5 protein-coding genes are annotated in these 19,129 nt (G+C 73.3%); 1 reads left to right on the top strand and 4 read right to left on the bottom strand.

The window, feature by feature from the left end; genetic code table 11:
- From ACWDBE_RS38395 to ACWDBE_RS38385, 3 genes are all read right to left on the bottom strand, one after another.
- Positions 1-904: beta-ketoacyl synthase N-terminal-like domain-containing protein (locus ACWDBE_RS38395; protein ID WP_392884562.1), on the bottom strand; the 904-nt coding region annotated here is incomplete at its 3' end.
- A gap of 72 nt (positions 905-976) precedes the next feature.
- Positions 977-5,728: a type I polyketide synthase gene (locus ACWDBE_RS38390; RefSeq protein ID WP_449793466.1), complete on the bottom strand. Its 4,752-nt coding sequence runs from the start codon at positions 5,726-5,728 to the stop codon at positions 977-979.
- Complete coding sequence (locus tag ACWDBE_RS38385; protein ID WP_449810292.1) at positions 5,728-11,187, bottom strand: SDR family NAD(P)-dependent oxidoreductase; 5,460 nt, start codon at positions 11,185-11,187, stop codon at positions 5,728-5,730. The genes ACWDBE_RS38390 and ACWDBE_RS38385 overlap by 1 nt, the downstream gene beginning before the upstream one ends.
- Before the next feature lie 587 nt (positions 11,188-11,774).
- Between ACWDBE_RS38385 and ACWDBE_RS38380 the strand changes: the two genes are divergently transcribed.
- The gene (locus ACWDBE_RS38380) at positions 11,775-14,714 is read left to right on the top strand and encodes an ATP-binding protein (RefSeq protein WP_449810293.1); all 2,940 of its coding nucleotides are present in this window, start codon (positions 11,775-11,777) and stop codon (positions 14,712-14,714) included.
- Positions 14,715-14,966: 252 nt separating this feature from the next.
- Here ACWDBE_RS38380 and ACWDBE_RS38375 read toward each other — a convergent pair.
- The coding region (locus ACWDBE_RS38375; protein ID WP_449810291.1) for an SDR family NAD(P)-dependent oxidoreductase at positions 14,967-19,129 on the bottom strand (4,163 nt) is incomplete at its 5' end.

The raw sequence follows: 19,129 nt of genomic DNA, 5'->3' as shown, positions 1-19,129 counted from the left end.
GGTTCACCGCGGAGCCACGGATGACGGCCAGCACCTGGTGCCCGTTGCGCCGGGCGTCCGAGAGCCGCTCCAGCAGCAGCATCCCGGCGCCCTCGCCCCAGCCGGTGCCGTCCGCCCCGTCGGCGAAGGACTTGCACCGGCCGTCCGGGGAGAGCCCGCGCTGACGGCTGAAGGCGATGAACGCTCCCGGGGTGGACATCACCGAGACACCGCCGGCCATCGCCAGCGTGCACTCGCGCTGGCGCAGCGCCTGCACCGCCAGGTGCAGCGCGACCAGGGCCGAGGAGCACGCGGTGTCGATGGTGACCGCGGGCCCCTCGGTGCCGAGGGTGTAGGAGATCCGGCCGGCCATCACCGCCGCCAGCACGCCGGTGCCGAGCGCCGCCTCGGGGTCCTTCGGCAGCTTCGCCAGCACGTCGCGGTAGTCCTGGCCGTTGGTGCCCGCGAACACCCCGATCCGGGCGCCGCGTACCGAGTCCGGCGCGATGCCGCCGCGTTCCAGCGCCTCCCAAGCCACCTCGAGGAGCAGCCGCTGCTGGGGGTCCATCAGCAGCGCCTCGCGCGGCGAGATGCCGAAGAAGTCCGGCTCGAAGTCGGCGGCCCCGTGCAGGAAACCGCCCCGCAGCACATAGCTCTTGCCGGACGCGTCCGGATCGGGGTCGTAGAGCGCGGCGCCGTCCCAGCCCCGGTTGTCCGGGAAGTCCGTGACGGCATCGGTGCCCTCGTCGACCAGCCGCCAGAGCTCCTCGGGAGTGCTGACGCCACCGGGGAACCGGCAGCTCATCGCCACGATGGCGATGGGCTCCTTCTCCTCGGTCTCCACGTCGCGCAGCCGCTGCCGGGTCTGGGCCAGATCAGCGGTGACCCTCTTGAGATAGTCGAGCAGCTTGTCATCGTTGGTCATCGAGTGTCGCCACTTCTGTGCGGAAGATTCAGCCTGGCGTGCGGGGCGGGGTCGGCGGTCGTGCTCACGTCGTCACGCCGTGCCGAGCTCGTTGTCGATGAAGGCGAAGACGTCGTCGGCGGAGGCGTTCTCCAGCCGCCCTGCGACCGACTCGCCGCCGGCCGCGGACAGGGTCTCGGTCAGCCCGTTGAGCATCGCCTGCAGGCGGGCCGTGAACCGGCCCTGCTCGATCTCCTCGACCTTCAGCCCACCGAACGCGGCCTCCAGCCGGTCGAGTTCGGCCAGCAGCAGGTCGGCCGAGGAGCCGTCCTCGCCCTCGCCCAGCTCGGTTCCGAGGTGCTCGGCCAACGCGGCGGGCGTCGCGTAGTCGAAGACCAGCGTGGCCGGCAGGGCCACTCCGGCGGCGGTGCTGAGCCGGTTGCGCAGGTCCACCGAGGTCAGCGAGTCGAAGCCGAGGTCGCGGAAGGCGGTGCTGGGATCGATCCCGCCGGCCGCGCCGTAGCCGAGCACGGTGGCGGCCTGGGTGCAGACCAGGTCCACCAGGGCGCGCTTGCGCTCGCCGCCGGTCAGGGCGGCCAGCTTCTGGGCGAAGCCGTCGGGGACCGCGTTGTCACCGCCGCCGGCCGCCGCCAGTCCCTGGACCTCGGGCAGGTCGGCCAGCAGCGGGCTGGGCCGGGCGGCGCCGAAGGCGGGCGCGAACCTGGTCCAGTCCACGTCGGCCACGGTCAGCGTGGTCTCGCCGCTCTCCAGCGCCCGGCGCAGCGCGGTCAGCGCCTGGTCGGGGTTCATCGCCGAGATGCCGAGGTTGCGGCCCGCGTCACGCACGGCGCCGTGGTCGGCCATGCCGCCGCCACCCCACGGTCCCCAGGCGATCGAGGAGGCCGCCAGGCCCTCGCCGCGCCGGTACTCGGCCAGCGCGTCCAGGAAGGCGTTGGCGGCCGCGTAGTTGGCCTGCCCGGCGCCGCCGACGGTGGCGGTGAGCGAGGAGAACAGGATGAACGCCGACAGGTCCAGCTCCGCGGTGAGCTCGTGCAGGTTCAGGGCGGCCTGCGCCTTGGGCCGCAGCACCGTGGCGAAGCGCTCGGGGGTGAGCGCGTCCAGCACGCCGTCGTCCAGCACGCCGGCCAGGTGGATCACGGCGGTCAGCGGATGCTCGGCCGGGACGGTGGCCAGCAGCGCGGCCAGGCTCTCGCGGTCGGCCGCGTCGCAGGCGGCGAAGGTGACCTTGGTGCCGGTCGCGGCCAGCTCCTGCCGCAGTTCGGCGGCGCCGGGCGCTGCCTCGCCACGGCGGCTGATGAGCAGCAGGTGCTCCGCACCCTGCTCGGCCAGCCAGCTCGCCACCCGGGCACCGACCGCGCCGGTGGCGCCGGTGACCAGCACCGTGCCGGTGGGCTGCCACGGGGCACCGGGCCGCACCGGCGCGTGCTCCAGGCGGCGGGCGAACAGGCCGGACTCGCGCAGGACCAGCTGGTCCTCGTCGCCGTAGGCGGTGAGCGCGGTGGCGAGTCGGGCCAGGGTGAGCGGGCCGAGCTCGGCGGGCAGGTCGAGCAGGCCACCCCAGCGCTCGGGGTGCTCCAGCGCGGCCACCCGGCCCAGGCCCCAGACCTCGGCCTGGCTGAATCCGCTCGGACGGGCCGAGGACTCGTGAGCCATCGCGTCCCGGGTGACGGCCCACAGCCCGGCCTCGATGCCGGCGTCGCCGAGTGCCTGGATCAGCGCGGCGGTCACGGCGGCCCGGGTGTCGAGCGCCAGCAGGGAGAGAACGCCGTCCACCGCACCGTGACCATCGAGCAGTTCGGCCAGGGCGGTGCGCTGCTGCGCGGCCGTGGGCACGGCGAGCAGCTCGACCTGGTGGCCGCGCTCGCGCAGCGCGGCCAGCGCGGCCTCGACCCACGGGTCCTGGGCCAGGTCCTCGGAGACCACGGCCAGCCAGCGGAACGCGGCGGCGCGGTCCTCGGAGCCGGGCAGCATCCGCCAGCCGACGCGGTAACGCCAGCCGTCCACCGTGGCGTTGGCCTGCCGCTGGTCGTACCAGGAGGCCAGCGCCGGCATCAGCGCGGCCACCGGGGCCTGGTCGTCCACGCCGAGGGTGGCGGCGACCGCGGCCACGTCCTGCTCCCGGACCAGCTCCCAGAACTCGCCGCCCCCGTCGCCGCCGCGGCCCGGGGCGGTGGCCGCCGTGATGGACGGGGCGTTTTCCCAGTGCCGGTCGCGCCGGAAGGGGTAGGTCGGCAGGTCCACCACGCGGGCGCCGGTGAACAGCGCCGACCAGTCCGGGCTCAGGCCGCTGACGTGCAGTCGGCCGAGCGCCGTCAGCAGCGCCTTGGCCTCGCCCTGGTCCCGACGCTGGGTGGCGACCACCTCGGCCACGATGTCCTGGGACATGCCGGTGAGCACCGAGTCCGGGCCCACCTCCAGCAGCCGGGTGACGCCCTCGGCGGCCAGGGTGCGTACACCGTCGTGGAACCGGACGGCCTCACGTACGTGGCGCACCCAGTAGTCGGGCGAGGTCAGCTCGTCGGCGAGCGATCCGGTCAGGTTGGAGACGACCGGCAGCTGCGGCTGGTGGAACTCCAGCTTGTCGAGCACGGCCCGGAAGGACTCCAGCATGTCGTCCATCCGGTGCGAGTGGAACGCGTGCGAGACCTTCAGCCTGGTGGTCTTCTCGAACCGGGCGGCAACCGCGAGCACCGCCTCCTCGTCGCCCGAGACGACCACCGCGCGCTCGCCGTTGACCGCGGCGAGGTCGGCGCCCTCGGTGAGCAGCGGGGCGACCTCGGCCTCGCCGGCCCGGATGGCGACCATCGCGCCGCCGGTGGGCAGCGCCTGCATCAGCCGGCCGCGCGCGGCGACCAGGGTGACGGCGTCGCTCAGCGAGAGCACACCGGCGACATGGGCGGCGACCACCTCGCCGATCGAGTGCCCGCCGAGCAGGTCGGGGCGGATGCCCCAGGACTCCAGCAGGCGGTAGAGCGCGACCTCGAAGGCGAAGATGCCGGCCTGGGTGAAGACGGTCTGGTTCAGCAGCTCGGACTCGGTGTCCAGCACCACCTCACGCAGCGGCCGCTCCAGGTGCTGGTCGAACTCGGCGCAGATCTCGTCGAAGGCACGGGCGAACCCGGGGAAGCTCTCGATCAGTTCGCGCCCCATGCCGGGGCGCTGGGAGCCCTGGCCGGAGAAGACCACGGCGAGCTTACCGGGGCCGGCGGCGACCTGCGGCAGCTCCCGGCCCTCGGCCAGCGCGCGCAGCCCCTCCAGCAGTTCGGCGCGGTCGTGGCCGACCACCGCGGCGCGGTGGGTGAGCAGGGCGCGGGTGGTGGCCAGCGAGAAGCCGACGTCCAGCACATCGAGGTCATCGGCCGCGGCGATCAGCCGGCTCGCCTGGTCCTTGACCGCCTCCGCGGTCTTGGCGGAGAGCACCCAGGGCACGGCCGGTAGGGCGGCGCGCGGCGCCCGCTCCGCCACTTCCTCGGCCGGGGCCTCTTCGAGGATGGTGTGCGCGTTGGTGCCGCTGATCCCGAAGCCCGAGACGGCGGCGCGGCGCGGCTGACCGTAGGTCTGCCACGTCCGGGCCTCGGTCAGCAGCTCGACGTCGCCCGCCGACCAGTCCACCGCGGAGGTGCGGCGCTCGGAGTGCAGCGACTTGGGCAGCACCCCGTGGCGCATCGCCATGACCATCTTGATCACGCCCGCCACGCCGGCGGCGGCCTGCGGGTGGCCCATGTTGGACTTGATCGAGCCCAGCCACATCGGCCGGCCCTCGGGCCGGTTCTGCCCGTAGGCGGCGATGACCGCCTGGGCCTCGATCGGGTCGCCGAGCTTGGTGCCGGTGCCGTGCGCCTCCACCACGTCGATCTGGTTCGGCGACAACTGGGCGTCGGCCAGCGCCGACTGGATCACCCGAATCTGGGCCGGGCCGCTGGGCGCGGTCAGGCCGTTGGAGGCGCCGTCCTGGTTGATCGCGCTGCCCCGGATCACCGCGAGCACCCGGTGCCCCTTGCGCCGGGCGTCCGAGAGCCGCTCCACCAGCAGCACACCCGCGCCCTCCGACCAGGCGGCGCCGTCCGCGTCCTCGGAGAAGGACTTGCAGCGCCCGTCGGCCGACAGCGCCCGCCGCTCGCTGAACTCGATGAACATCTCGGGGCTGGCCATCACCGCGGCACCGCCGACCAGGGCGAACTCGCACTCGTCGCGGCGCAGCGACTGGGTCGCCTGGTGCAGGGCCACCAGCGATGCGGAGCACGCGGTGTCCATGGTGACCGCGGGTCCCTCAAGGCCCAGCGTGTAGGCGATCCGGCCCGAGACGATGCTGCCGGAGATGGTGCCGCCCACGTAGTCGTGGTGCATCAGGCCGACGAAGACGCCGGTCCGGGTGCCCTTCATCGACTGCGGGTCGATCCCGGCCCGCTCGAATGCCTCCCAGGAGGTCTCAAGCAGCATCCGCTGCTGCGGGTCGGTGCCGGGCGCGTCCTTGGGGCTGATGCCGAAGAACGCGGGGTCGCACTCGGCGGCGTCGTGCAGGAAGCCGCCCTGGCGCACGTAGCTCTTGCCGGGCTTGCCGACCTCGGGGTCGTAGAGGTTCTCCACGTCCCACCCGCGGTCCACCGGGAAGCCGGAGATCACGTCGGCGCCTTCGCTGACGATCCGCCAGAGGTCCTCGGGCGAGCGGATGCCGCCGGGGTAGCGGCAGGCCATCCCGATGATCGCGATCGGCTCGCGGTTGAGCTCCTCCAGCTCGCGCACCCGGCGGCGGGTGCGCTCCAGCTCGCTGGTGGCCCGCTTCAGGTAGTCGCGGAGCCTGTCGACGTTGGCCGGGTCTACCATCACTGGACTCCAGATTCGTTGTCGATCGTCGCGAAGAGTTCTTCGTCGGTGGCGGTGTCGAAGTCGTCCGGCGCCTCGCCGCCCGCGCTGTGGGTGTCACGCCAGGTCCGCAGCAGCGCTTCGAGGCGCGCGGTGATCCGGGCGTGTGAACCGTCCTGGTCCGGCAGTGCGGTCAGCGCGACTTCGAGCCGGTCGACCTCGGCGACCATCAGCCGGGCCTGGTCGGCCGGGCCGGGGACGAGTTCGGCCTTGAGGTAGGCGGTCAGGACGGCCGGTGCCGGCTGGTCGAAGACCAGGGTGGCGGGCAGCGAGAGGCCGGTGGCCGTCCCGAGCAGGTTGCGCAGTTCGACCGCCGCCAGCGAGTCGAAGCCCATCTCCTGGAACGCCTTGTTCGGGTCGAGCGCCTGGGCCGAGGTGTGGCCGAGTACGGCGGCCACCCCGGAGAGCACCAACTCCAGCAGCAAGCGGTCGCGATCGGCGTCCGGCAGCGGGGCGAGGCGCTCCCGCCAGCCGCTCTGCGCATCGGCGCGGGAGGTGCCCGCGGCGCCGGCGGCGCGGCGCGAGGCGCCGCGGACCAGTCCGCGCAGCAGCGTCGGGACGCCGTCGGTCCTGGCCCGCACCGCGGCGACGTCCAGTCGCATCGGCACCACGAGGGCGTCCTCGGCGGCCAGGGCGGCGTCGAACAGCTCCAGGCCCTGGGCGGCGGGCAGCGGTGGCAGGCCCATCCGGTGCATCCGCTCCAGATCGGCGGCGTCCACCTGGTCGGCCAGGCCGCCGACCTCGGACCACAGGCCCCAGGCCATCGAGACGGCGGGCAGCCCGACGGCCCTGCGGTGGGCCGCGAGGCCGTCCAGGAAGGCATTGGCGGCCGCGTAGTTGGACTGGCCGCCACCGACCAGCAGGCCGGCGGTGGAGGAGAACAGCACGAAGGCGCTGAGCTCGCGGTCCTGCGTGAGTTCGTGCAGGTTCCAGGCGGCGTCCACCTTGGGCCGCAGCACCCGCTCGACCTGCTCGGGGCTGAGCGCGGCGAGCATCCCGTTGTCGACCACGCCGGCCGAGTGCACCACGGCGCCGACCTGGTAGCGGCCCAGCAGCTCCGCGAGTTGGCCGCGGTCGGCCGCGTCGCAGCTCGCCAGCGCGACCTCGGCGCCGAGCCCTTCGAGCTCGGCCCTCAGCTCGGCCGCGCCGGGGGTGTCCGCGCCACGCCGACTCGTCAGCAGCAGCCGCCGGACGCCGTGGGAGCCCGCGAGGTGACGGGCGATCAGCTGTCCCAGGCCGCCGAGGCCGCCGGTGATCAGCACGTACGCCTCGGGGTCGAACTTCGGCGGCTGCGCCGGATTCGCCCTGGCGAGCCTGGGCACCGACAGCTTCCCCTCGCGCACCGCGACCTCGGGCTCGCCGCAGGCCAGCGCGGCGGTCAGGCCCGCAGTGCCGTCGCTGTCCACCAGCAGGAAGCGACCGGGGTTCTCCGACTCGGCGGCCCGCACCAGTCCGGCCAGCGGCGCGTGGGCGAGCTCACCGGCCCGGATCACCACCGCCAGCCGGGAGTGGTCGAAGCGCCGGTCGGCGAGGAAGGCCCCGAGGACGGCGAAGGTCTCGCCGACACTCCCGTGCACCGCGGCGGGCACCTCACCGGCGACCGTGGCCGCCGGCAGGACGATCAGGCTCGGCGCTGCCTCGATCGACGCCAGGTCCGGGTGGACCGGCACGCCGAGAGCGAGGTCGTCGGGGCCGCAGACCACGACGTCCGCGGGCAGGGCTTCGGCCGTGGCGGGGTCGAGCGGAACCTGCTCCAGGCGGAAGAGCGACTCCCCCGGGCCGGCGGCCAGTTGCCCCGCCGAGACCGGGCGGGCCACCAGCGTGCGAACGGTGGCCACCGGCGCGCCGGTGCCGTCCGCGACCGCCAGCGAGACTGCGTCCTGGCCGGCCTTGGCGACGTGCAGCCGCAACTCACCGGCCCCGCCGGCGTGCAGGGAGACCCCGCCCCAGCTGAACGGCAGCACCGCCTGGCCGTCACCCAGGTCGATCAGGTTGACGTGCAGGGCCGCGTCCAACAGCGCCGGGTGCAGACCGAAGGCGGCGGCCGTGGCCCGGGCACGGTCGGGCAGGGCGGCCTCGGCGAACAGGTCCTCGCCGCGCCGCCACGCCGCGCGCAGTCCCTGGAACACCTCGCCGTAGCCGTAGCCGACCCCGATGAGCCTGGGATAGAGCTCGCCCAGCTCAACGGGTTCGGCCCCTTCGGGCGGCCAGACCCGTAGGTCGAACTGCGGCTCCTCTGCGGCGCTGGTGAGCAGTCCGCCGGCGTTCTGACTCCACGGAGCGTCCGGCGCGTCCGCGGGCCGGGAGTACACCGCGACCGTGCGCCGCCCGGCGTCCTCGGCGCCGACCGCGACCTGCACCGCCACCGCGCCCTGCTCCGGCAAGGTCAGCGGCGCCTGGAGCGTCAACTCCTCCAGCAGGGCGCAGCCGACCCGGTCGCCGGCCTGGATCGCCAGCTCCACCAGGGCCGTACCGGGCAGCAGCACCGTGCCGTGCACGGCGTGGTCGGCCAGCCAGGGCTGGGCTGAGCGGGAGAGCCGCCCGGTCAGCACCAGCCCGCCCGAATCGGGCAGTTCGGTCGCCGCGGCCAGCAGCGGGTGCTCGACGGGGAGCTGACCGAGGCCGCTCGGGTCGCCGCCGGCGGCGGTGGCCTCCAACCAGAGCCTGGTGCGCTGGAACGGGTAGAGCGGCAGGTCGACCCGGTTCGGGCGACGGCCTTCGAAAAGTGCGGCCCAGTCGACCGGCACGCCGTCGGCGTGCAACCGCCCCAGGCCGCCCAGCAGCTCCCTCGTCTCGGCCGAGTCGCGGCGCATCGTCGCGGCGGCCACCAAGTCACCGTCGAGGCAGTCCTGCGCCATAGCGGTCAGCACCGCGTCCGGTCCCAGTTCCAGGAGCCTGCGCACGCCCAGGGCCGCAAGCGCGCGCAGCGCCGGCTCGAACCGCACGGGTCGGCGGACGTGGTCGACCCAGTAGTCCGGCGAGCCGAGCTCCTCGGCGCCGGCCAGGGCGCCGGTCAGCGTGGAGACGATCGGGATGCCCGGCGCGCCGTAGGACTGCGCCTTGGCGACGAGGGCGAACTGGGCCTGCATCGGCTCCATCAGCGGGGAGTGGAAGGCGTGCGAGACGGTCAGGCGGGTGCTCTTCCCGAACCGGGCGGCGAGCGCCAGCACCGCCTCCTCCTCGCCCGAGACCACCACCGAGCGCGGCCCGTTGACCGCGGCCAGGCCCACCCGCTCACAGAGCAGCGGCAGCACCTCGGCCTCAGTGGCCCGGATCGCCACCATCGCGCCACCCGCGGGCAGCCGGCTCATCAGGCCGCCGCGCGCCAGCACCATGGCGGCCGCGCCCTCCAGCGACAGCACGCCGGAGACGTGCGCGGCGGCCAGCTCGCCGACCGAGTGGCCGACCAGGTAGTCGGGGCACACGCCCAGCGACTCCACGAGTCTGAAGAGTGCCACCTCGACGGCGAAGATCGCCGCCTGGGCGTAGTCGGTGCGGTTCAGCAGCTGCGGCTCCGCCTCGATCACCCGGGCAAGCGGGATCTCCAGCTCCGGGTCCAGCAAGGCGGATACCTCGTCGAAGGCGGCCGCGAAGACCGGGAACGCCCGGTACAGCTCCCGCCCCATGCCAAGGCGCTGCGAGCCCTGCCCAGTGAAGAGGAACGCCAGTTTCCCGTTGCCGACCGCGGTGCCCGCAGCCAGGACCAGGGCTGCCAGCAGCTCCTCGGTGGAGCCGCCGACGGCCACCGCGCGGTGCTCCCAGGAGGAGCGGGTGCAGGCCAGCGAGAAGGCCACCTCGGCCGGGTCCAGCTCGGGGCGGGCCTCGACCCAGGCGTGTAGCCGGCCCTTCTGCTCGGCAAGCGCCTCGGGGGTGCGCGCCGACAGGAGCCACGGGACGGCGTCCAGTCGCGGTGCGGGGGTCACCGCCGGGGCGTCGGCGCTCTGCGCCTGGCTCTTCGCGGTCTCCGCCTCGTCCTGCGCCCCGGCCTGCGGCTCGCTGTCCGCCTCGGTCTGCGGTTCGAGCGCCGGGGCCTGTTCGAGGACCACGTGCGCGTTGGTGCCGCTGATCCCGAACGAGGAGACCGCCGCTCGCCGGGGCCGTCCGCTCTCGGGCCACTCCTGGGCCTCGGTCAGCAGCCGGACCTCGCCCGCCGTCCAGTCCACCTGGGTGGAGGGGCGGTCCACGTGCAGGGTCTTGGGCAGTTCGCCGTGCCGCATCGCCTGCACCATCTTGATCACCCCGGCCACGCCCGCGGCGGCCTGGGTGTGCCCGAGGTTGGACTTGATCGAGCCGAGCCACAGCGGCCGGCCCTCGGGCCGGTCCTGGCCGTAGGCCGCGAGCAGGGCCTGGGCCTCGATCGGGTCGCCCAGCGCGGTACCGGTGCCGTGCGCCTCGACCACGTCGACGTCCGCCGGGGAGACGCCGGCGCTCGCCAACGCCTGCTTGATCACCCGCTGCTGGGAGGGGCCGTTGGGTGCGGTGAGCCTGCTGCTGGCTCCGTCGGAGTTGATCGCGGTGCCCTTGACCACGGCCAGCACCCGGTGGCCGAGCCGCTGGGCGTCGGAGAGCCGCTCGACCAGCAGCATGCCCGCGCCCTCGCCCCAGCCGGTGCCGTCGGCGCCCTCGGCGAAGGCCTTGCAGCGGCCGTCGGGGGCCAGGCCGCGCTGCCGGCTGAAGTCAATGAAGGTCTCGGGGGTGGACATCACGGTCACCCCGCCCGCCAGCGCCAGCGTGCACTCGCCCGACTGCAGCGCCTTGACCGCCCAGTGCAGTGCCACCAGCGAGGACGAGCAGGCCGTGTCGACGGTGACGGCGGGCCCTTCCAGGCCGAAGGTGTAGGCCACCCGGCCCGAGGCCACGCTGGCGGCACTGCCGTTGGCCAGATAGCCGTCGAGGTCGTCCGGAACCGAGAGCAGCCGGGTCGCGTAGTCGTTGTACATGACGCCGACGAAGACGCCGGTACGAGAGCCGCGCAGCGCCGCGGGGACGATGCCGGCGTCCTCGAAGGCCTCGTGGGAGGTCTCCAGGAGCAGCCGCTGCTGCGGATCCATCGCCAGCGCCTCGCGCGGCGAGATGCCGAAGAAGTCCGGGTCGAAGTCGGCGGCGTCGTGCAGGAACGCCCCGGTCCGGGCGTAGGTCTTGCCCGCCCGCGCGGGGTCGGGGTCGTACAGTGACTCGACGTCCCAGCCCCGGTCGGCCGGGAAGTCCGACACCGCGTCGGCACCGGCGGCCACCAGGTCCCACAGTTGCTCGGGCGTGGCGACCCCGCCGGGATACCGGCAGGCCATCCCCACGATCGCGATCGGCTCGTGCGCGCGGTACTCCGACTCGCGCAGCCTGCGCCGCGTCTCGCGCAGATCCGAAGTGGTTCGCCTGAGATAGTCGAGCAGTCGGTCCTCGTTGTTCGCCAACGCAGTCATCCGATCGGGATCGATGCCTTCGGAAACGCGGGATCCCGGCTCGTCGGTCCATGTCCCCGCCTTTGGGAGGCTAGGGATCAGGGGGTGTCGGGGTCACCCCCTACTGCCCCCTGGAGCGAACCGGCCCCCGCTTTCCGAAGCATGTCGATTGCCGCGCCGATTGGCCCGCCGACATGGCGGCCACCACCAGCGGACCTGCGCGGATCGCCCGCCGCCGACCAGCCGGCGAGACCGATGTTGACAACACTGGTGTACCAAACATAACGTCAAGTCGACTCTAGGGAACGGGCAGTGTTCCCCTGAGCAGCCACAAGTCCACGATCGACCCGGAGCATCCGGGCAAGCCCGCCCGACCCCGGGAGGTCTGGACCAGTCCAAGACAACAGCGCCATCCCTGCCGCCCACGCCACGCGAAACGCCGACGGGGCAGGCAATTCCAATGATGGCAGCAGGCGACTTTCTGCTGTAGAGAAGATTTCACTTCCGCGTTTCCAGCAATTGTCGTCAAACAGCAAAGATATTACCCAAGGGGATCCATAAGGGTGGACGTCCCCGGTAAAGTCTTTCGCGGATTCAATTCAAGAACAATGGCCACGGGGGAGGCCATTACGGGGGAGGTCATGGTGCGCCTATTCGAGCGCCATCGAGAACTTGAGACCCTACGCGACGCGTTCGCCGAGTGCGTCGCCGGAGCGGGGCAGCTTGTCATCGTCACCGGCGGCCCGGGGGTCGGAAAGACCAAGCTGCTCCACGAGTTCGCAAACGCCGCGGGCAAGACCGGCGCCGGGCTGCTGACCACCCTCGGCTCCCCTCAGAAGCGGGCCCAGCCGATGAGCGCCATCCGGGAACTCCTGCACAGCGGCGAGCTCCCGACGGATGTCCTGGAAGGCTCATTACAGCCTGACATCGAAGTCAACTCAGCGTCAGGTGCCGGATACCGAACGGCATCGGGTCGACCGGACCACGGCAGCACACAATACGCCCCGGAAGCCCTTCTCCAAGCCGTGTCCGCACCGATCTTGGAGTTAGCCAGGGAACGTCCCCTGGCCATCGTCATCGACGACGCCCACCTCCTGGACACCCAGTCCCTTCAGACCCTGCTGTACCTCCTGCGGCGGATCAGGAACAAGCGGATCACGGTGCTCTGTGCCGGCTGGGAGCAGTGCGCGCTGCCGAACCCGCTCATCCACGACGGCCTCAGCCGCCAACCACACCACCGGGTCCGGCTGGCGCCACTGTCCGAGCAGGGCGTGGCCCGGATGCTCGCCGCCCAGGCCAACCGGCCGGTGCCCGCCGAGATCAGCGCCACCTACCACCAGGTGACCGGCGGAAACCCCATGCTGATGCACGCCCTCCTGGACGACGGCACCCAGTTCGGCACCGAACTCGGTGAGCCCGTGCCGAGCATCGCCTACCGGCACGCGGTGCTGGCCTTCCTCTACCGAGGCGAGCCCAGACACCTCTCCGTCGCCAGGGCGCTGGCCGCGCTCGGCGACCACGCCAACGCCCGGACCGCCGCGCTGCTGCTGTCGGCCGGCCCTGACGCGGTGCAGGTCGTGGTCGACGTGCTGAGCTCCACCGGCCTGCTCGACGGCTACCGCTTCCGCCTGCCCGCCGCCGCCAACGCGGTGTTGAGCGACCTCGATCCCCGCGAGCGCTCGCAGCTGCACGGCAGGGTCGCCCGACTGCTCTATCTGGACGGGGCGCCCGCACCCGTGGTGACCCACCACCTCATGGCCGCGGGCCGGGTCGACGAGCCCTGGGGCTTGTCGGTGCTGCGGCTGGCCTCCGAGCAGGCGCTGGCCGCGGACGACGTCGAACGGTCCACCGGCTACCTGCGCCTGGCCCTGCGCGAGTCCGCGGACGAGCACGAACGGCACGCCCTCTCCACCGCGCTGGCGCGGGCGGAGTGGCGGGTGAACCCGGCCGCCGTGACCCCGCACCTCAATCCGCTCCACCGGCGCGTGCTGGGCGATGACCTGGAAGCGCGGGACGCGGCCACCGTGGTGCGGCACATGCTCTGGCAGGGCGAGACCGGCCTCGCCGACGAGGCTGTGACCGCGTTGGCCGCCTCGCTCGCCCCGGGCGACGCCCACGTGCTGGCCGAGGTGGAGTTCGTCCGGCACTGCTTCTTCGGCGTGCCCCAGGTCAGCCACCGCAGTGACCTCGCCAAGATGGCTACCCTGGAACAGGCCACCACGGGCAAGGTGAACACCCTGTGGGCCACGGTGGCCCTGCTGGTCGGTGGAAGCGTCAGCGCCGCGTCGGTGGCGCAGGTGACCGAGGCCCTGTACAGCGACCAGGTCAGCGACCTGAAACTGGAACTGACGGTCATCTCTCTGCTGGTCATCGCCTTCACCGGCCAGGTCCAGACCGCGATCGAGGTCTGCGAGGCGCTGCTGAGCGACTCGGTGCGGCGCGGGTGGACCACCTGGCAGGCGCTGCTGCTCGGCATCCGAGCCGAGATCGCCCTGCTGCAGGGTGATCCGGGCACCGCGGAGGCCAAGGCCACCGAGGCGCTCGAACTGCTGCACTCCCAGGCCTGGGGTGTCCTGATCGGCCTGCCACTGTCGACGGCGATCTCCGCCAACACGGCCATGGGCCGGCACGAGACCGCGGCGCAGCTGCTGCGGCGCAAGGTGCCGGACAGCATGTTCAACACCAGCTTCGGCGTGCAGTACCTGCGCGCCCGGGGACACCACTACCTGTCCACCGACCGGCCGTTCGCGGCGCTGAACGACTTCGAGACCTGCGGGCACCTGATGCGCGACCGCAGCCCCTCCCTGCAGCCGATGGTCCCCTGGCGCACCGACCTCGCCCAGGCCAACCTGCGGATCGGCAACACCCGGGTCGCCAAGGAGCTGGCGGAGGAGCAGGCCGGGCAGCGCCACCCACTGGGCACCCGCTCGCGGGCGATCGCCCTGCGGGTACTGGCCGGCACCAGCCAGCCGCGGCATCGCACCGCGCTGCTGCGCGAGTCGATCGACCTGCTGCAGGCCTACGGCGACCGGCTGGAACTCGCGCTGGCCTTCGCCGACCTGTCCGCCACCTACTACGAGCTGGGCGACTACGCCAGAGCCCGCCTGATTGAGCGTCAAGCCGCCCAGGAGGCCGGCGACGGCGAGCCGCAGGCGGCGGCGGACGGCGGGATGCCGCAGAACGAACCGGTGCCCGCCGACTCCCCTGCCACCCCCTCGCCCGCCGCCGGCCCCGCAGCCACCCCGATTGCCGACCTCGCCTCGCTGCTCAGCGACGCGGAGAGCCGGGTCGCCGTCCTGGCCGCGCTCGGATACACCAACCGTGAGATCAGCGGCCGCATCCATGTGACGGTCAGCACGGTCGAACAGCACCTCACCCGCGTGTACCGGAAGTTGAACGTCGCCAGCCGCACCGAACTGCCGTCCAAGCTCCTGGAACGACAGATCACCGCGCTGCCCGAGCACCAGTCGGCCACCAATCACCGCCCTCGCCAGCGCGCCGTGGCCACCAGGGAACTCCCAGTGCTCTGGCGCCGGTTGGCGCTGTAAGGCCTGTTGGAAGGCCTGCTGCCCGGCGCCGAAGCCGCCGCGTCCGAACCGCCCCGCGGGCAGTCGGCGGCGGCTTTGGCGTTGGTGCATCGGGAGGGCTTCCTTCGGGTGTCGGGGTGGGCCGGGGATTCCGAGCTGCTCGTGCTGAGGCGGGCGGCCGGGAGGGCGGTGCCGGTGATGCCACCGGCACCGCCTCGCGGCCTCCGGGGGGTCTGCTCGGCGCGATCCCGCCGGGCAGACCCCCCGGTCCTGCTAGTCGAACTTGCCGAGCTCGTCGTCGAGGAGATCGAAGAGCTCGTCGGCGGTGGCCGTGTCCAGCTCCGGGCCGCCCTGGTCGGCTGCCTCCGGGTGCAGGTCGCCGGCCCACCTGGCGGTCAGGGCGCGCAGGCGCAGGGCCACCCGGGAGCGCTGCTCCTCGTTGACCGAGCTGGCCGAAGCGGCTGCTTCCAGCAGGGACTCCAGTCGGATCACCTCGGCTTCGACATCCGGCACACCGTCCACGTCTTCGACCAGCTCGTCGAAGAGGTGGTCGACGATGGCCACCGGGGTCGGGTAGTCGAAGGTGAGGGTGGAGGACAGGCGCAGGCCGGTGTCGGCGCTGATCCGGTTACGCAATTCCAGCGCGGAGAGCGAGTCCACACCCAGCTCACCGAACGCGCGCTCCGGATCCACCGCCTCGGCGCTCGAATGTCCGAGCACCTCGGCAACGTGGCCGCGCACGACCTCCAGCAGCAACTGCCTGCTCTCCACCGGGGAGAGCGCCGCGAGCCGCTCGGGCAGCGGACTGAGCTGCGGCTTGTCGGTCGCGGCCGGCCCCGCCTGGGCGGTGCGGCGGGCCGGGGTCCGGGCGGCCAGCGCGCGGACCATCGGGGGCGCCTGCTCGGTGGGCTGCACCCGCATCGGCAGGAGCAGCGACTGGTCCGAGGTCAACGCCCGGTCGAAGAGCGCGAGCGCCCGGTCGACCGACAGCGGCTGGATGCCGTCCCGGGAGAGCCGGCGCAGCTCCGCCTCGCCGAGCGAGCCGGCCATCCCGGAGCCGGTGTCCCACAGGCCCCAGCCGAGCGAGAGCGCGGGGAGTCCGGCCGAGCGCCGCTGGGCGGCCAGGGCGTCCAGGAAGGCGTTGGCCGCCGCGTAGTTGCCCTGCCCGGCGGCCCCGAGGGTGGCGGCGGCCGAGGAGAACAGGACGAAGGCGGCCAGGTCCAGGCCCGCAGTCAGCTCGTGCAGGTGCCAGGCCGCGTCCGCCTTGGGCCGCAGCACCGCGTCCAGGCGCTCATCGGTGAGCGCCGAGATCAGAGCGTCGTCCAGGACCCCGGCGGCGTGCACCACCGCCGTCAGCGGGTGCTCGACGGGGATGTCGTCGAGCAGCGCGGCCATGGCCTCACGGTCGGCGGCGTCGCAGGCGGCCACCGTCACGGTCGCGCCCAGCTCGGCCAGGTCCGCCAGCTCCGTTGGCAGGACCCCGGTGCGGCTGGTCAGCAACAGGTGCCGGACGCCGTGCTCGCCCACCAGGTGCCGGGCGAGCAGGCGGCCGAGGCTGCCGGTACCGCCCGTGATGAGCACGGTGCCCTGCGGGTCCAGCGGGCTGACGCGCTCGAAGGCCGTGGCCTCGGCCAGCCTCGGGACGTACGCCTGACCGGCCCGCAGCGCCAACTCCGGTTCCCCGGTGGCCACCGCCGCCGCCAGGGCGGCCTCGGAGGCGGGATCCTCGTCGAGATCGGCCAGGACCAGACGGTCGGGGTGTTCGACAGCCGCCGCGCGCACCAGACCCCAGATACCGGCCTGCGCGGGGTCCGGCGCGCCGTCCACGCCCACCGCACCCCGGGTGACGACCACCAGCGGCGCGCCCTCGGCACGGTCCTCGGCGAGCCGCTCCTGGAGGACGGCCAGGGCGCGGTGAGCAGCCTGACCGGCCTGGGCCGGAGCGCGCGGAACGCCGTCGACGGTGATGGTCACGGTGTCCGGTTCGAGCTGCGCTTCGTCCTGTTGGAGAGCCGCCAACGGCACCGGCACCCAGTGCAGTTCGAACAGGTCGCCGGAGCCCGAGGCGGCCGTGACCGCGGCCGCGGCCGCGTTCAGCTGCTCGGCGAACACCTGCCGGATCCGCAGCGCCGACACCACGGCGACTGCTGCGCCGGCGCCGTCGAAGAGCTGCAGGCTCAGCTGCTCGGTGCTCTGCGGGGTGAGCCGCAGCCGCAGGGCCGAGGCACCCGCCGCGTACAGCGCCACGCCCTCCCAGGAGAACGGCAGGGTCATCACCGTCGGGTCCTGGCCGTCCAGCAGGTCGATGGCGTGCAGCGCGGAGTCGAGCAGTGCGGGGTGCAGGCCGAATCCGGTCTGCTCGGCCTCCTCGGGCAGGGCGAGCTCTGCGTAGACCTCCTCGCCCAGCCGCCAGGCGGCCCGCAGGCAGCGGAACAACGGGCCGTAGCCGTAACCCTGGTCGGCGAGGCGGTCGTAGCTGCCGTCGAGGTCGACGGGCACGGCACCGGTCGGCGGCCAGGCCTGAAGCGCGGCGGGTTCCGGCGCGCTCAGCGGGGCCAGGACGCCGGTGGCGTGCCTGGTCCATGCGGCGCCGCTCTCCTCGATGCGGGCGTGCACGGTGACCGGGCGGCGCCCGGATCCGTCATCGGCGCCGGTGACCACCTGGAGCTGGATCCCGCCCTGCGCGGGCAGCACCAGCGGCCGTTCGATGGTCAACTCCTCGACCAGGGTGTTGCCCACCCGGTCGCCCGCCTGGACCGCCAGTTCCACGAAGGCACTGCCGGGCAGCAGCACCACGTCGGCGACGGCGTGCTCGGCCAGCCACGGGTGGGTGCTCAGCGAGAGGCGTCCGGTCAGCACGGTGGTGTCGCTCTCCGCCAGCCTGAGCTCGGCACCGAGCAGCGGGTGCCCGGCCGCCGCCTGGCCGAAGCCGGCCGCCTCGCTCGGCCCTGACGGTCCGTCCTCCAACCAGAGCCGTCGGCGCTGGAAGGCGTACGTCGGCAGGTCGATCCGGCGCACCGCCGTACCGCCGTAGAGCCGCTCCCAGTCGATCGGGACGCCGCGCACCTGCAGCGCGCCCAACGCCGTGGCCAGGGCCAGGGGTTCCTCCTTGTCCCGGCGCAGCACGGAGATCAGCGCCGAGCGCTCGGGGTCGGCCAGGCAGTGCGTGCCCATGGTGGAGAGCACCGCGTCGGGGCCCAGTTCCAGGAAGGTGCGGACCTGCTCGGCCTCCAGGGTGCGGATCCCGTCGGCGAAGCGGACGGCCTCGCGCACGTGTCGCACCCAGTACTCGGGTGAGGTCAGCTCTTCGGTGGTGGCCCGCTCGCCGGTCAGGTTGGAGACGATCGGCACGGTCGGCGGGGCGAACTCAAGAGTGCGCGCGACCTCGGCGAACTCCGCCAGGATCGGGTCCATCAACGGCGAGTGGAACGCGTGGCTGACCCGCAGGCGCTTGGTCCTGCGGTGAGTGAAGGCGGCCTCGAAGGCGGCCACCGCCTCCTCCGCACCGGACACCACGACGGCGTTCGGCCCGTTGACGGCGGCGATGCTCACGGCCTCCCCGAGGTGCGGCAGCACCTCCTCCTCGGTGGCGTCGACGGCCAGCATCGCACCACCGACGGGCAGTGCCTGCATCAGGCGGCCCCGGGCCGCGACCAGGCGGGCGGCGTCATGAAGGCTCAGCACGCCCGCGACGTGGGCGGCAGTCAGCTCGCCGATGGAGTGCCCGGCCAGGAAGTCCGGCCTGATGCCCCAGGACTCCAGCAGCCGGAAGAGCGCGACCTCCAGGGCGAACAGGGCGCTCTGGGTGTATCGGGTCTGGTCGAGCAGCTCGGCATCCTGATCGAAGATCAGCTCCCGCAGCGGACGGTCGAGGTGCGTGTCCAGCTGGCCGCAGACCTCGTCCAACGCGCGTCGGAAGACCGGGTGGCGCTGGTACAACTCACGGCCCATGCCCGGGCGTTGCGCGCCCTGCCCGGTGAACAGGAAGGCGAGCTTGCCGGCCACCGGCTTGCCGCGCAGCACGCCGGGCGCTGCCTCACCGGCCGTCAACGCGGTCAGCCCCACGGCCAGTTCGTCCCGGTCACGGGCTATCAGCGCGGCCCGGTGGCCGAGCTCGGAGCGGCCGGTGGCCAACGAGAAGGCGAGGTCGGCGATCGGCGCGTCCACCAGGGCGGTCAGCTTCGCCGCCTGGGCCGAGAGCGCCTCCGGGGTGGCCCCGGAGAGCAGGACGGGCAACAGCGGGGCCTCGGTACCCGCCGGCTCGGCGACCTGCTCGGTGACGGCCTCGATGATGGTGTGGGCGTTGGTGCCGCTGATCCCGAAGGAGGAGATCCCGGCCCTGCGCGGCCGCTCGACCTCGGGCCAGGCCCGGGCCTCGGTCAGCAACCGGACCTCGCCCGCCGACCAGTCCACCTTGCCGGAGGGCTCGTCCACGT

Source organism: Kitasatospora sp. NPDC001132, assembly GCF_053598415.1.
This window is presented reverse-complemented; position numbering and strand designations above follow the sequence as displayed.

Coding starts and splice junctions, on each gene's coding strand:
- ACWDBE_RS38380 (WP_449810293.1), top strand. CDS start 11,775: ATGGCCACGGGGGAGGCCATTACGGGGGAGGTCATGGTGCGCCTATTC.
- ACWDBE_RS38385 (WP_449810292.1), bottom strand. CDS start 11,187: ATGACTGCGTTGGCGAACAACGAGGACCGACTGCTCGACTATCTCAGG.
- ACWDBE_RS38390 (WP_449793466.1), bottom strand. CDS start 5,728: ATGGTAGACCCGGCCAACGTCGACAGGCTCCGCGACTACCTGAAGCGG.